The sequence below is a fragment of the Streptomyces sp. R33 genome (genome assembly GCF_041200175.1).
Lineage (GTDB): Bacteria > Actinomycetota > Actinomycetes > Streptomycetales > Streptomycetaceae > Streptomyces > Streptomyces katrae_B.
Genome location: NZ_CP165727.1, coordinates 4,186,941 through 4,200,410, shown reverse-complemented (window position 1 = coordinate 4,200,410; position 13,470 = coordinate 4,186,941). Strand labels below are relative to the sequence as shown.

Annotated in this window: 12 protein-coding genes; 3 read left to right on the top strand and 9 right to left on the bottom strand. The window is 72.7% G+C overall.

Features of this window, described 5'->3' with window-relative positions; genetic code table 11:
• The first annotated feature begins 18 nt into the window (after window positions 1–18).
• A complete protein-coding gene (locus tag AB5J51_RS19155; protein ID WP_053787794.1) occupies window positions 19–681 on the top strand; it encodes a hypothetical protein in 663 nt (220 codons plus the stop codon).
• Entirely contained in the window at window positions 681–1,904 is a 1,224-nt protein-coding gene (locus AB5J51_RS19150) for an MFS transporter (protein WP_369778136.1), read from the top strand. Before AB5J51_RS19155 ends, AB5J51_RS19150 begins: the two co-directional genes overlap by 1 nt.
• A 44-nt stretch (window positions 1,905–1,948) precedes the next feature.
• Here AB5J51_RS19150 and AB5J51_RS19145 read toward each other — a convergent pair whose 3' ends face one another.
• The 9 genes from AB5J51_RS19145 to asnB all read right to left on the bottom strand — a co-directional run bounded on the left by AB5J51_RS19145 (window position 1,949) and on the right by asnB (window position 12,221).
• The gene (locus AB5J51_RS19145) at window positions 1,949–3,148 is read right to left on the bottom strand and encodes a GNAT family N-acetyltransferase (RefSeq protein ID WP_369778135.1); all 1,200 of its coding nucleotides are present in this window, start codon (window positions 3,146–3,148) and stop codon (window positions 1,949–1,951) included.
• A 55-nt stretch (window positions 3,149–3,203) separates the two neighbouring features.
• Window positions 3,204–4,253 (bottom strand): methyltransferase, encoded by a 1,050-nt coding sequence (locus AB5J51_RS19140; RefSeq protein WP_369778134.1) that lies wholly within the window; start codon window positions 4,251–4,253, stop codon window positions 3,204–3,206.
• Window positions 4,250–5,161, bottom strand: a complete 912-nt coding sequence (locus AB5J51_RS19135) for a TauD/TfdA family dioxygenase (RefSeq protein ID WP_369778133.1) — start codon at window positions 5,159–5,161, stop codon at window positions 4,250–4,252. The genes AB5J51_RS19140 and AB5J51_RS19135 overlap by 4 nt, the downstream gene beginning before the upstream one ends.
• On the bottom strand, window positions 5,162–6,499 hold the full coding sequence (locus AB5J51_RS19130) for a biotin carboxylase N-terminal domain-containing protein (RefSeq protein WP_053787799.1): 1,338 nt from the start codon (window positions 6,497–6,499) through the stop codon (window positions 5,162–5,164).
• A 20-nt stretch (window positions 6,500–6,519) separates the two neighbouring features.
• Window positions 6,520–7,281, bottom strand: a complete 762-nt coding sequence (locus AB5J51_RS19125; protein ID WP_369778132.1) for a metallophosphoesterase — start codon at window positions 7,279–7,281, stop codon at window positions 6,520–6,522.
• On the bottom strand, window positions 7,278–8,390 hold the full coding sequence (aepY, locus tag AB5J51_RS19120; RefSeq protein ID WP_369778131.1) for a phosphonopyruvate decarboxylase: 1,113 nt from the start codon (window positions 8,388–8,390) through the stop codon (window positions 7,278–7,280). Before aepY ends, AB5J51_RS19125 begins: the two co-directional genes overlap by 4 nt.
• Window positions 8,387–9,241, bottom strand: a complete 855-nt coding sequence (locus AB5J51_RS19115; RefSeq protein ID WP_240805351.1) for an isocitrate lyase/phosphoenolpyruvate mutase family protein — start codon at window positions 9,239–9,241, stop codon at window positions 8,387–8,389. The genes aepY and AB5J51_RS19115 overlap by 4 nt, the downstream gene beginning before the upstream one ends.
• Window positions 9,241–9,942 (bottom strand): class I SAM-dependent methyltransferase, encoded by a 702-nt coding sequence (locus tag AB5J51_RS19110; protein WP_053787803.1) that lies wholly within the window; start codon window positions 9,940–9,942, stop codon window positions 9,241–9,243. The genes AB5J51_RS19115 and AB5J51_RS19110 overlap by 1 nt, the downstream gene beginning before the upstream one ends.
• Window positions 9,943–10,037: 95 nt before the next feature.
• On the bottom strand, window positions 10,038–12,221 hold the full coding sequence (gene asnB / locus AB5J51_RS19105; RefSeq protein WP_053787804.1) for an asparagine synthase (glutamine-hydrolyzing): 2,184 nt from the start codon (window positions 12,219–12,221) through the stop codon (window positions 10,038–10,040).
• A 444-nt stretch (window positions 12,222–12,665) separates the two neighbouring features.
• On the opposite strand from asnB, the gene AB5J51_RS19100 reads away from it, so the two are divergent.
• Window positions 12,666–13,280, top strand: coding sequence for an SUKH-4 family immunity protein (locus AB5J51_RS19100; RefSeq protein ID WP_369778130.1), 615 nt, complete (start codon window positions 12,666–12,668; stop codon window positions 13,278–13,280).
• Window positions 13,281–13,470 lie beyond the last annotated feature (190 nt).

The window sequence follows — 13,470 nt, the reverse complement described above, 5'->3', positions numbered from 1 at the left end:
TGAACAGTGATCGTTGCGATGGACGGACCCGACGGCGCGGGCAAGAGCACGCAGGTCAAGCGGCTGCGGAGCTGGGCCGAGAGCCAGGGCCTGTCGTTCCGCGTCGTGGGCAAGTGGCAGGTCTTCGAGGAGGCGGAGGTACCGCAGGCCCGTTTCCTGCGCGGCACCGCCCTCGACGAACTGCGCGTCTGCATCGCCGAGATGCCGAACCCGGCCCGGATGCTCTTCCTCGGCTGGCTCAACACCCTGGCCGCGGAACGCGCCCGCGCCGCCGAGGCGGACCTCGTCGTCCTCGACGGGTACTGGGTCAAGCACGCCGCCACCGAACTGCTGGCGGGCTGCCCCCAGTCCCTCGTGGACGCGATCGTGGACGCCATGGCCCCGGTGGACACCGTCGTCTTCTTCGACGTCACGCCCGAGGAGGCGCTGCGCCGCAAGAAGGGCGACATCACCCCGTACGAATGCGGCCGCGACCCGCAGTGCCGGCCGGAGAGCTTCCTGGCGCACCAGACGGCCACCCGCGCTGTCATGCTCGACTGGGCGGCCCTGCGCGGCTGGGACGTCGTACGGGCGAACACCGCCGAGGCCGCGGCGCAGCAGCTGCGCAAGCTGCTCGCGCCCAAGCTGGGGGTCGAGGTCAACCCCCGTCCCGCGGGCGCCGACGCCCCGGCCGGACACTGATGCTGCGCGACGGGCAGGGCCTGCGGCGCGGTCTGGCGGCCGCGCTGTTCGTCCGCTACCTCGGGGCGGGCAGCTGGGCACCCCTCCAAGTCCTGTTCTTCGTCCGGTCCGTGGGCCTGTCCACCGGCAACGTCGTCATGGGGCTGACGGCGGCCGGGCTGGCGGGCCTCGTCGCCGGGCCGGTCGTCGGCCGGCTCGCCGACCGGTTCGGGCCGCGCGAGGTGGGCATCGCCGGCCTGGTCGCCCAGGCGGGCGCCGCGGGCGCACTGCTGCTGGTGGAGGGCATGCCCGGGTTCCTCGTGGTGATCACCCTGATCGCCCTGGGGCGCGGTGCGTTCCCCGCGATCAGCGGGGCGCTGATCGCGTACGTCGGCGGCGAGGACAGGGTCGCGTACCGGGCCAGGATCTACTCCCTGCAGAACCTCGCCATGGTCTCCGGCTCGCTGCTCGGCGGGCTGGCGCTGCAGGCCGACACCCGTACCGCCTATGTGATCGCGATCTGTGCCGACGTCGTCTCGTACCTCGTCGCCGCGCTGCTGGTGGCCCGCCTGCCGCACCTGCCGCCGGTGCCCAGGGAGCCGGGGGGCGGGCAGCGCTACGCCCTGGCCGACCGCCCGTTCCTCGCCGTCAGCGTGCTCGCGGGGACCCTCGTCATGTTCGACGTCTTCATGACCGTGCTGATGCCGGTGTGGATCGCCGAGTACACGGACGCGCCGCGCTGGACCGTGTCGCTGGTCTTCGCGCTCAGCTGCGCGCTCGTGGTCCTGCTCCAGACCAGGGTCGCCAGGGGGGTCGAGACCCCGCGCGACGGTGCGCTGGCCATGCGGCGCAGCGGGCCGGTCATCGCCCTGGCCATGGGGCTGGTCTTCGCCGCCGCGCACGTGCCGGTGTACGCGGCGACGGGGCTGATCCTGATCGGCACGGCGGCGCTGACCTTCGGGGAGATGCTGTTCACGGCGGGGGAGTACGCGCTGTCGTTCGGGCTGGCTCCCGAGCACGCCCAGGGCGAGTACCAGGGCGTGTTCTCCGTCGGGGTCGGCATCGGCGGGGCCGTGGCGCCGGCCGTGCTGAACGCGCTGTGCCTGAGCGCGGGCCCGCTGGGGTGGGTCGCGCTCGTCGCCATCATGGTCACGGCCGGGGCGGCGGTGCCGCCGGTGGCGGCGATCGCCGAACGCGGCCGGGCCCTGCGGGAGAAGGACCGGGAGCCCAGACCGGCCGGGTGAGCGTCGCGGCCGGCCTGGGCCCGTCTTCGGGCGGCTGCGGGGGCCTACCGGCCGCGCGCGTCCACCAGCTGCGCCACCCGCGACTCGATCCCCGGGTCGTGGGAGGCGAACTCCGCGCGCCGTGCCTTCTCCTCGGCGCGTACGCGGTCCAGGACCGGCCCGGTCCACGGGGCGTCCAGGACGACGCCCCACAGGGGCCGGAGGCGCGCGGCCCGGGACACCTTGGCCTGGAAGGCGTCGCAGCTCAGGTCCACGGAGCGGTAGCCGTGGGCCGCCGCGTACTGCACGGCCTCGTAGTAGGTGAGGTTGAAGTACAGCTTGGCCTCGCGCGCGATGGAGTCGTCCAGCCCGTGCGAGCGGGCGTACATCGTGTCCCCCCAGAAGAAGTACTGGGTGAAGCCCACCATCCGGTCGCCCTGGTAGGCCGCCAGGATCCGGCAGTTGTCGTCGAACAGCGTGGCCTGCTGGGCGAAGCGCTCCGACTCGCTCGCGTCCGTGACGGGATGGCCGTAACGGATCAGCACCTGGGCGGAGAGCGGGCCGAGCAGCTGGTGGCATTCGGAGAGGCGCTTCACCTCGGTACGGCAGCCGGCATCGGTGTAGCGGCGCATCTCCCGGCGGATGGACGTGAACTGGTGCGAGGTGAACCGCCTGCGGTACCCCTCCAGGCCGTCGGGGTCGACGGGCAGGACCGCGGTCGCGTCCATCATCACCACCTGGTCCCGCGGGCCCAGCAGCGGCAGCAGCCGCTCCACCGACTCGTCGGTGAGGTAGAGGAGGGCAGCCAGGGCGCCGTCGGCGGCGCCCAGGGCGCGGAAGCGGTCCAGGACGGTGCGCACGCCCGCCGTGGCGAGCGGCCCGGCGGTGCCCGGGGCGACGATCACCTCGCTCGTGTAGCCGAGGCGGGTGCCGCCCAGGAGCAGCGGGCGCTCGGGCGTGGCGGGCTCGGCGGCGCCGGGGAACAGGACGGCGGGATCGTAGAAGTGCGGGACCTTCCCGGTGAAGCGGTGGGTGGGCAGGCCGGCGACGTACGAGCTGGCCGAGGAGGCGACCAGGTGGCGGGAGCCGGAGTCGTGCAGCTCCTCGCCGTAGAGCAGCCAGCGGTGGCTCGAGTAGAGGGCGGCGTCACCGGCGAGTGCGTTCCACTCGTCGACGTCCGCGTCGCGTATCGAGGTGAGCTCGACGAGCTCCGGGCCCCGCGGGTCCTGCGTACCGTCGGCCACGCCGTCCGTCCCTGCCGTCACGCTGTGCGTCCTTCCCGATCACGAACTGATGCTGCGCTGGTCGTCCCGGTCAGCTTCACCCGGGCGCCCGGTCGAGGATGCGAAAGTCGGCCATTCCGCCGTCGATGCGCAGGTAGGCGAGCCGGGCGGCCGTCGCGCCGCGGCGGGCGTACATGCCGACGGCGGCGGCGGTGAGTTCCTCGGGGTCGGCCTGCGGGTCGGTCTCCAGGTGGTCCGACACGGTCGTCTGGACGAGGTCGGAGTCGGCGTCCACCGCCATGCGCTCGGTCAGCGTGACCGTGAGGCCGTAGCCGTTCTCCGCGGCCCAGGCGCGCAGTTCGCCGCCGATGACGAGCTCCCGGTCCGCCTGGAGGAGGAGCCCGGTCAGATGGGCCGTCCCGCCCGCGGCCAGGTGCCGGGGCAGTCCGGCGAGGACCCGGCGGCCGATGCCGAACCCGTCCTCGCCTCCTTCGTGGGCGGCCTCCTCGCCGCGGGCCGACAGGGTCGGCAGGAAGGGGACGTTGGCGATCACGCGGTCGTACGGCTCCACCCCGGTCGGGAGCGGGTCGTACAGGTCGCCGACGAGGACCTCGATCCGGTCGTCCATCCCGTTGATCTCCGCGTTGAGCCGGGCCACTTCGGCCGTCTCGGGCAGCAGCTCCACCAGCGTGGCCCCGGCCCCCCGCTGCGCGGCCACCAGCCCCTGGAACCCCGGCCCGGAGCAGAGGTCGAGGACGCGGTCCCCCGCCCGGCAGCCGGTGCGGCGGGCCAGGGCGACGGAGTCCCGGCCGAAGTAGTGGCGCACGGGGAAGGGGCTCGGCGGCTCCGCGAAGAGCCACACCCCCGCGGAGCGGAACAGGCTGACGTCGACCAGCCGGACCTCGTCCCCGCGCCGGACGGCGACCCCGCTCCCGACCAGGGCGGGCAGCGCCTGCGCCAGGGCGGCCGGCAGCCGGTCGGCCGCCGCGGGCTCCCCGAGCAGCAGGAACCCGGCGAGGGCGCGCAGCTCCCCGTCGAGGCCGCGGGTGGCGGCGGCCCATTGGAGGCGGTCCACCGAGTCCCCGGGGAAATCGGCCAGGAACTCGGCCAGCCCGGAGCGTTCGAGCGCGGCGACGAACCGCGTCACAGGAGGGCCCCGGCCGCGGCGGCACCCTCGCCGTGTTCCGGGAGCCCGATCCAGGTGCGCAGCATCAGCCGGCCGCCGTCGACCGGCTTCCCGTCGTCGAACGCGGTCCGGCCGTGCACGATCGACCGGTTGTCAATGAAGATCATCTCGCCGGGCGCGAGCCGCCCGTGCGTCTGCAGATCCCGCCGGTCCAGCAGCGAGTCCAGCAGGTCCAGCGCCTTGACCTGCTCGGGCGTCAACGGCGGTACGTGCGGATGCCGGTGCCCGATCTCGATGTAGTCCCGCAGGTAGTACATCCGCTCCCGGCCGCCCCTGAACTCCAGGACGGGACGCTCGGTCGTCAGCGGCACCCCCGGGGTGTCGTCCCGGGTGTCGAAGTGGACGGGCAGCCGCAGCGCCGCGAGCTCCTCGGGGTGGGCCCGCAGGATCTCCAGCAGATCGCTCACGTGCACCGTGACCAGCGCTCCGCCGCTGGAGGCCTGCCGGAAGCAGAACAGCGTGAAAATGTCCGGAAGCCGCCCCGGCCGGTGCGCCGCGTCCGTGTGCAGGCTGCCGCCCTGCCGGCTGTCCGAGTAGCGGCCCGTCGCACCCTCGCCGAGTCGCACGCCCCGGTCCCGTACGTCCCGCAGCAGGGCCCCCGCACCGTCCTGCGGCAGCAGGTCCCCGGCCAGCCGGGAGACCGCCACCGTGAACCGGCGCGCCTGCTCCTCGGTGAGGTGGTCCAGGCCGCCGAGCACGAAGTACCCGGGGCGGGCGTCGAGGTGGCACCGCACGTACTGCCGGATGGTCTCCCCGAACTCCCGGTACCAGTCCGCGCGTACGTCCTCCTCCCCGCTCTCGGCGACGGCCGTCGCCAGGGTGCGGTCGACGGGGTGGCGGACGGTCGAGAACGGATCGTTGCTGTTCATTCAGACTCCCAAGGCCTGGCTGCCGAGACGCTCCGGGACCAGTCCCGAACCGCGCAGCCACACGGCTATCTCTTCCGCGCAGTGCGCGACCCCCGAAACCCCGCTGCCCCCGACGGCCCGCAGCACCGCCCCGGCCGTCGCGCCGCGGCTGTCACCGCAGGCCAGGACCTGGGTGACGATGTTGTCGAGCAGGACCGGCCTGCGCACGTCGAGGGCGCAGTTGTACGTCACCCCCGGCTCGGGGGCCAGCTCCAGGGCGGTGATCCGGCCGGGCGCCCCGTCCGCCGCCGGCTCGATGAACAGCCGGGCCTCCAGACAGTGCGTGTCCCGGTCGACGCGGATGCGGCCGGGGGCGGGCACCGCGCCCTGCGCGAGCTCCATCTGGAGGGCCACCACGTCCAGTCCGGTCTGCGCCTCGCACATCCGGTAGGCCAGCGGCAGCCGGCCGTTGACCTCCAGGAAGTAGTGGCCGCGGGCCCCGACGATGAACTCGACCGTCGCCACGCCCCGCAGCCCCATCCCGGTGACGAGCCGGGCCGTGTCCCTGCGCATCCGCTCCAGCAGCTCCGGCGCCACGCCCTCGACCGGGGAGGCCTCCAGCAGCTTCATGCTGCCGTCGACCAGCAGGCTCTCCCGCTCGCCGAGCGGGTGCACGGTCCCGGCGTCGTCGACGGCGACGGTGACCCCGACCACCCGCCCCTGCTCCACGTACCGCTCGGCGTACCAGTCGGTGCCCTCGCCGCCGGCCGCGGCCGCGTGCCCGCCCGAGCCCCCGTCCCTGCCGTCGTCCTCGTCCCGGGCGATCAGGGCGAGTGCCCGCTCCGCCTCGGCCTCCGTCTGCACGATGCGCACGCCGAGGCCGCCGCAGCCGGTGACCGGCTTGAGGATGACGGGCAGCCCGATCTCCTTGACCAGGGCGGCTATCTGCCGGTGCCCCGTCGCGTGCGGCAGTACGGGCAGGCCGAGCCGGTCGGCGGTGGCGACCGCGTGGTCCTTGTCGCGGGCCGCCGCGAGCACCTCGGCCGTCGGCCCGATGAAGGCGATCCCGGCCGCGGCGAGCTGCCGGGGCAGCTCCGGGTCCTCCGCAAGAGCCCCGTAGCCCGGGTAGACCGCGTCGGCGCCGCAGCGCCGGGCCGCCTCGACGATCCGGCCCACGTGGTCGTACGTCTCCGCGAGCCCGGTGCCCTCGAGGTACTCGCACCCGTCCGCGGCGAGCGTGTGGAGCCGCTGGGGGTCCGACAGGGCGACGACGGCGATCGGTGACCATCCCAGCGTGCGGAAGGTGTCGACGGCCCGGGCCGCGATCGCACCGCGGTTGGCGATCAGGACTCTTTTCATGGCCTGCTCTCAGCCTTCTCTCAGTGGTCGGGATGCGGCCGGCCGAGCGCCCGGTAGTGCGTGACCAGCCGCCGCCGGTCGTCGAGCACGTGGAACGCCAGCGCCGGGGCCAGTTCGTAGTCCACGGCGGGCCGGCCCTCGAACGGCAGCGGGACGGTGGAGGCCACCCCGGGCGCCACCAGCAGCGGAAGACCCGCGAACGTCGTGGCCGCGGCGACGTGCGCATGCCCGCACAGCAGGGCCACGACCTGCGGGTGCCGTTCCAGCACCGCGGCGAGGCGCTCCTCGCCGAACTGCCGGACCCGGTCCACGTACGGGGTGTGCAGGTCGACCGGCGGGTGGTGGAAGCAGACGAAGACGGGCAGTTCGCCGCCCTCGGCGGTCAGCGTCTCGTCGAGCCACCGCAGGGTCCGGTCGCTGAGCAGGCCCTCGTCGCTGCCCGGGATCGTCGAGTCGCACAGCACGAAGACGGCCCCGGGCGTACGGACGACCTGGTTCAGCTCCTCGTCCTCCGGCTCGCCGTCGAGCAGGCCGGTGCGGAACGCGCCGCGCTCGTCGTGGTTGCCGGGCAGCACCAGCACCGGGTAGGGCAGGTCGAACAGCTTGCGGGCCTGCGCGTACTCGTCCGCCGTCCCGTGGTCGGCGATGTCCCCGGAGACGAGGACGGCGTCGAGGGGGCCGGGCAGGTCGCGCAGGTAGTTCATGACCGTCAGCGCGCGCTGCGTGGCGCGCTCCGAGAGGTCCAGGTGCAGATCGCTGACGTGGGCGATGACGGTGGTCACGGCAGGTCGTCCTTCCGGGATGCGGTCGCCGCGGCCTGGAAGCGGGCCCTGACCTCGGCGTTGGTGTGCGCCGACGTTACCCGCGGCGGGGTGGCCCCACCCCTGCCGATGTGCAGGGCCACCAGGTGCGGGCCGGGCACCCCCTCGATCTCGGCCATGTGCGCGGTGACTTCCTTGGCCGTGCGGCAGACCCGTCCCGTGCGGTATCCGGCCGCCAGCGCCAACTCGTCCCAGCGCATGGCCACATCGCGGGTGCGCTGGCCGCCGGTGGAGTCGTACGCGCCGTTGTCGAGCACGAAGTGGGTCAGGTTCGCGGGGCGCCGCTCGCCGACGAGCGCGAGCCCGCCGAGGTGCATCACCGCCGCGCCGTCGCCGTCGATGACCACGACCTGCTGGTCGGGGCGGTTCAGGGCCGTGCCCAGGCCGAGCCCGATCGCGTGCCCCATCGAGCCCTGCATGTAGAAGTTCCGCGGGTTGTCGACGATCCCGAACAGCTCCCGGCTGATCATGCCGGTGGTGCTGTAGACCAGTGCGTCGCCCAGGTGCCCGGCGATGGCGGACACCGCTTCCCGCCGGTCCATCTCCGCGTCCGAGGCGGCCGCCGGCACCGGGTGGGCGTCCACGGTCTTCGCCGGTACGAGGACGACGAACGACCGGTTCTCGCGGCGGGCCTCCTCCGCGCGGTCGAGGAGCGCGCCCAGGCTCTCCTCGGCCGGGTCGAGGATGCCGTGGGCGACCCCGACGGACTCCAGCACGCCGATGGTCCCGGCGCCCATGGCCGCGTGGTGCGGCTCGTCGTCCTCGGCGTTCGGCCAGCCCCGCAGGCTGACGAAGAGCAGCAGCGGGATCTCGTACGCCATGGTCAGCGAGGTGAGCGGGTCGAGGAGGTTGCCCAGCCCCGAGTTCTGGGCCAGCACCACGGCCCTGGTCCCGCCCAGCTCGGCGCCGGCGGCCATGGACAGGGCGATGCCCTCGTTGGGCGCCGGTACGTAACTGTCCCGCTGCTCCAGCAGCGCGAACGGGCCCTTGAGGAAGGAGCAGGGAACCCCGCTGAAGAACCCGTACCCGCGGCGGTCCAGCTCCGCGCAGAAGAACTCGGCGCTGATCATGCGCTCCACTCCTCCCACCGGTTGACCTGCGTGAGACCGAACAGCTCCTTCATCGGGGCGATGGCGTCCTCGACCCCGCCGGTCCCGCCCTGAAGCCGGATCTCCCCGAGGACGTCGCGCATCGCGGAGACCGAGGCGCGCAGCGCGTGGTTCGCGTAGATCACCATCGAGACCCCCGCTGCCTGCGCCTCGGCGAGGTCCCAGTGCGGATAGGTGGTCGGTACGACGACCACGGGCGTACGGGCCTGCCAGACCTGGAGGAACTCCACGATCTCGGCCGGCGTGGACTCCTTGGAGTGGATCAGGATGGCGTCGGCGCCCGCGTCCGCGTACAGGTGGGCGCGGCGCAGCGCCTCGTCGAGCCCGGCCCCGGCGATGAGCGCCTCGACCCGGGCGACGACGCTGAAGTCCCGGTCGGTCCGGGCCCGTACGGCGGCCTGGATCCGGCCGGCGAACTCGCCCGCGTCCTCGAGGTTCTGGCCGCCACCGAGGAAGCTGTTCCGCTTGGGGAACACCTTGTCCTCGAGGCAGATGCCGCCGATGTCCGCCGCCTCGAACTGGCGGACCGTGCGGACGACGTTGATGTTGCCGCCGAAGCCGGTGTCGCAGTCCGCCAGCAGCGGCAGCGAGGTCGCCTGGTTGACGTGCGAGGAGGCTTCGAGCAGCTCGGACATGGTCAGCAGGCCCAGGTCGGGCAGGGCCCGGGACGCGGAGATCTCGAAACTCGACGCCCACAGGCCGTCGAAGCCCGCCTCCTCGACGAGCAGGGCCGTCAGCGCGTCCCGGGATCCGACGATCCGCGCTATCTCTTCACGCTCCAGCAACTCGCGCAGTCGCGCCGCCTTCGACACTATTCCCCGGCCCTCTGCGCGAAGAGGCCGTGGTTGGTGCCGGCCACGTCCTCCCCGGGCAACTCGAAGACGCAGTGCCAGTGGAAGGAGCCCGGCTTGGCGTGCTCGGCGTCGGTGGCACTGAGCAGCCGGAACCCCGCGTGCAGGCGCAGCAGGTCGGCCGCGTCCACGTACATGTGCGGATGCACCTTGTCGTCGGTGGCCCCGGGCTGGCGGAAGGTGTTGGGGCTCACCTCGTTGCCGCGCCCGTACTCCCCGTTGCGCTTGGAGAGCATCGTGGACTGGTAGATGCCGCCGGGGCGCAGCACGCGCCGGACCTCGTCGAGCACCTTCCCGAGTCCGGCCTCGTCGTTGTGGTAGACCACGTTGAAGGCGAGGACGTAGTCGAAGCTGTCGTCCGCGTACGGAAGTTCGCCGAAGTCGCCGACCTCGAGGCCGACCTGCACCCCGCGCTTGACGCTCTCGTCGCGGGCCGCCCGGACGGCCGCCTCGCTGGCGTCGGTGCCGGAGCTGGTGAACCCCGCCTCCGCGAACCAGAGGGCGTGCCGGCCGACGCCGCAGCCGAGGTCCAGTACGTCCACGGCGCCGAGCTTCTGCAGCCGGGCGGCCTCGTCCACGACCCACGGGTGCGGCCGCGACCAGTCGCCTGTGCGCCCGCTGTCGGTGCGCCAGACCTCGTCCCAGTAGAGATGGGCTGTCATCGGGGTGACCTCACTCGTGATTACTTCCGTACATCCACATCCGGATGCCGATTTCCAATGGGGGGACCGAACGGCGCGGTGCCCGCACCGCGTTCTCAGGCGCTGTCGACCGTCTCCAGCAGGCCCGCTTCGAGCGATCCGTCCAGCAGCGGACGCATCGCGTCGAGCTCGCAGCCGGCGGCGGCGAGCGCCTCCGACAGCGGCCGGCGCCCGTCGAATCCACGCAGCAGCCGCAGCCAGTCCGCGTGGGTCAGGTGGTCGATGACGAACCGGATCCCGCCGTCGACCAGGACGTACGAGGTGTTCGCCTCCTGCACGTCGTCGAGTACGAGCACGCCCTCGGCGAGTCGGAACACCGAGGTGTCCTCGATCCGCGCCTGCGGGAACAGCTCCTGGACCTCGGGGCCCTCGAAGTCCGTGACCTGCAGTTCGTACGGGGCGGGCCCGGACGGGGCCCGGCTGCCCGGGACGTCCACGGCCATCAGGTCGAGGATGCCCAGGTTGACCACGCGCATCAGCAGTTCGACGTGACCGGAGCTCTGGTCCCGCTCCAGCCGGCGCAGGGCGCGGTGGATGTTCGCGCCGTCGAGGTACTGGGCGGCGCGCGGCGAGGACAGCGCCTGCTCCACGAGCTCGTCCCCGTTCCGGGCGAGCATCCGGGTGAAGGTGCGGTGCGTGTGGCGCACCCCCTCGCCCTCGTAGAAGGCGAGCTTGGGCCGGCCGATCACCTCGGCGGGCAGGATGTCCCGTACGGCCTCGCGGATGACCTGCTTGTCCCAGAACAGCCGCTTGCGGTAGGCGCGCGGCACGGTCGCCAGCAGCTCGATGATCCGGTGGTCCAGGAAGGGGACGCGGGCCTCGACGCCGTTGCCGGAGGCGGTGCGGTCCTCGACCCAGAAGTTGTACTGCTGCATGTCCCGGAACTTCCAGGCCAGGTAGGAGCCGTACGGGTCGTCCACCGCGCCGGGTGCGTACGCGCCGACGGCGTCGTCGCTGAGCAGCGGCAGGTCGGTGCCCTCCCACCAGACGGAGACGGCGGACTGCGAGCCGAGGGCCTTGCGGCGGGCCATCGTCCGCAGGTTGCCCTCGAAGTCCTCCCAGTCGCCGCCGCCGGAGAGGGCGACGCTGTAGCCGCCGCTGAACTCGTCGGCGCCGGAGCCGAGCAGGATCGCCTTGAGCTCGGGCCGCTCGGCGCGGGCGAAACGATACATCTCGCTCTTGTAGAACTGCTCCGGGCCGCACTGCGGCGTCTCCATCAGCCACAGCAGGCGCCGCCACTCGTCGGGTGAGGGCACCCGGTCGGCCCCGAAGGCCACCTGGTGGTTGGGCAGTCCGAGCAGGTCGGCGGTGGCGCGGGCGTACTGCGCGTCCTTGTTGACGACGGTGGCGCCGGTCAGCGCGGAGAACGTGTGCAGCCCGGTGTGGGCCGCGAGGGCGGTGATGGCCGCGGAGTCGAGCCCGCCGCTGAGGAAGACGCCGATCTCGGCGTCGGCGATCAGGCACTCCCGCACGGAGGAGGCGAGCAGGTCGCCCATGCTCTGCACGAAGAAGCTCTCGGGGAGGGCGTCGGCCTCGGCCGGCGTGGGCAGCTCCCAGTACCGGTGCACGCGAGTGGCCCCGCCGCGCAGGCTGATGTCGACGATCGCTCCGGACGGCACGTGCTCCACGCCCTTGAACCAGCTGACGGGCTCGTCGTCGGTCATCACCGGCGCGGAGCTGAGCCCCTGGTCGGCGAGGGCACGCGCCCAGTCGAGCTCGCGCGGACAGTCGGGGTGCGCGAAGAGCGCCTTGACCTCGGAGCCGAAGAGCACGGTGTCGCGGTTGCGGTGGACGAACAGCGGCTTGATGCCGAGCCGGTCGCGGGCGAGCAGCAGCCGCTGCTCCCGCAGGTCGATGACGGCGATGCCGAACATCCCCCGCACGTCGTCAAGGAACGCGAGCCCCTTCTCCAAGTACAGATGGAGCAGGACCTCACAGTCACTCTCACTGCGGAAGCGAACCCGCCCCTCGAACCCCTTCCGCAGCTCGCGGTAGTTGTAGATCTCCCCGTTCGCCGCGAGGATGACGTTCCCGTCCTCGCTGATGAACGGCTGCCGCCCGCCCTCGGGGTCGATCAGCGCGAGCCGGGTGAAGGACATGCACGCCGGCCCGGTGTGGTGGAACTGCATGTCGTCCGGCCCGCGCGGCCGCAGCGCATGGGCCATGTCGCGGAGAATCGCGTCGGCCGACCCCGCGAGGGCGCTTCCGTCGGTGTGGGCGAATCCTGCAATTCCGCACATATGGCTTCCGATTCCCCTGTGACGTGGTGACTGGAGCGGACATGCCACGCCCCCCGGTCCGGGAGGCGTGGCATGTGGGTCGCTACTAGCGGACAGCGGCGACGATGGTGCCCTGGTCGACCTTCTTGGCCTCCGGCTTGATGTAAACCTTCATTTCTTTCACCTCCGCTCGGCGTCAGTGGTCATTTGCTGTTGAAGAGCATCCACCGCCCCGGTGTTGCCCCGGTGGCGCGAGGGTGGCGCCCGGGCGTCCCGGCCCGCGCGGGCGGCGTTGTGGCGCAGGTGGCCGGCGAGATCCGGATGGGTCCGCAGGTCGCGGTGCCGGCGAGGAACACGGGGGGGCGCGGCGGAAGTGCCTCGATCCGCAATGCTGTCGCTGTGGCCGCTTCCGTCCACTGAGAGTCCCACGGCGCCTGTACCGCCGCCGAGTCCGGAGTTCCGACCGTGCTTTTCGACGTCACCCGCAGCGAGCTCGCCGACCTTTTCGGCGAGGACCGGCTCGCGACCCTGCCTGCCGGCGTGTTCCCGCCCTCTGCCGCAGACACCGAAGGCGGCCGCCTCCTGCAGACCGTCGGTGTCCCCACCGGGACGCTCCGGCTGGGTGAGCCCGACGAGGGCTCCGGTCGGCTGCCCCTCGTCCAGGACGTCGTCGACGCCGAGGACTTCGACGGCGCCTCGGACGACGCGGGCGGATGGCCCGTCATCGGCTGGCTGCTCAACGCCCACCTCGCCCTCGACCCCGGTTCCGGCAAGGTGCACGCCTTCGACGCCGACGAGGAGACCGTGCAGGAACTCCACACGGACGCCTCCTCCCTCGTCCAGGTCACCCTCCGCTTCCAGCGCCTGCTCGAGGAGTTCACCTTCAGCGGCGACGACGGCGACGAGGAAGCCGACTTCGAGCGTCTGGAGCGCGAGGTCGAGCGCATCCGTCAGGAGACGAGCAGCATCGACCCGCTCCCCTTCCGGGACGAGACCGTCTGGTCGGCGGTCGGCGAGGAGATCGCCGCGGGCCGGCGCTTCAAGGGCGACAGCCCGGGAGCCCGCTCGCTCTACGGGTGATCGCCGGCCGAGCCGCCGGCCGTCCGGAAAGGAGGATCCGGACGCGGTCCCGCCGCACCCCTGTGGAGCGGACCGCAGGCCGAGAAGGCACGGCGGCCGATCGCCCGGCCGTACGGGGGCGTGGATGCTCTGTGGCAGCAGTTCGAAGATCACTCCAGGGACGCCGAGGGAGTCGACACGAAGGAGGCGC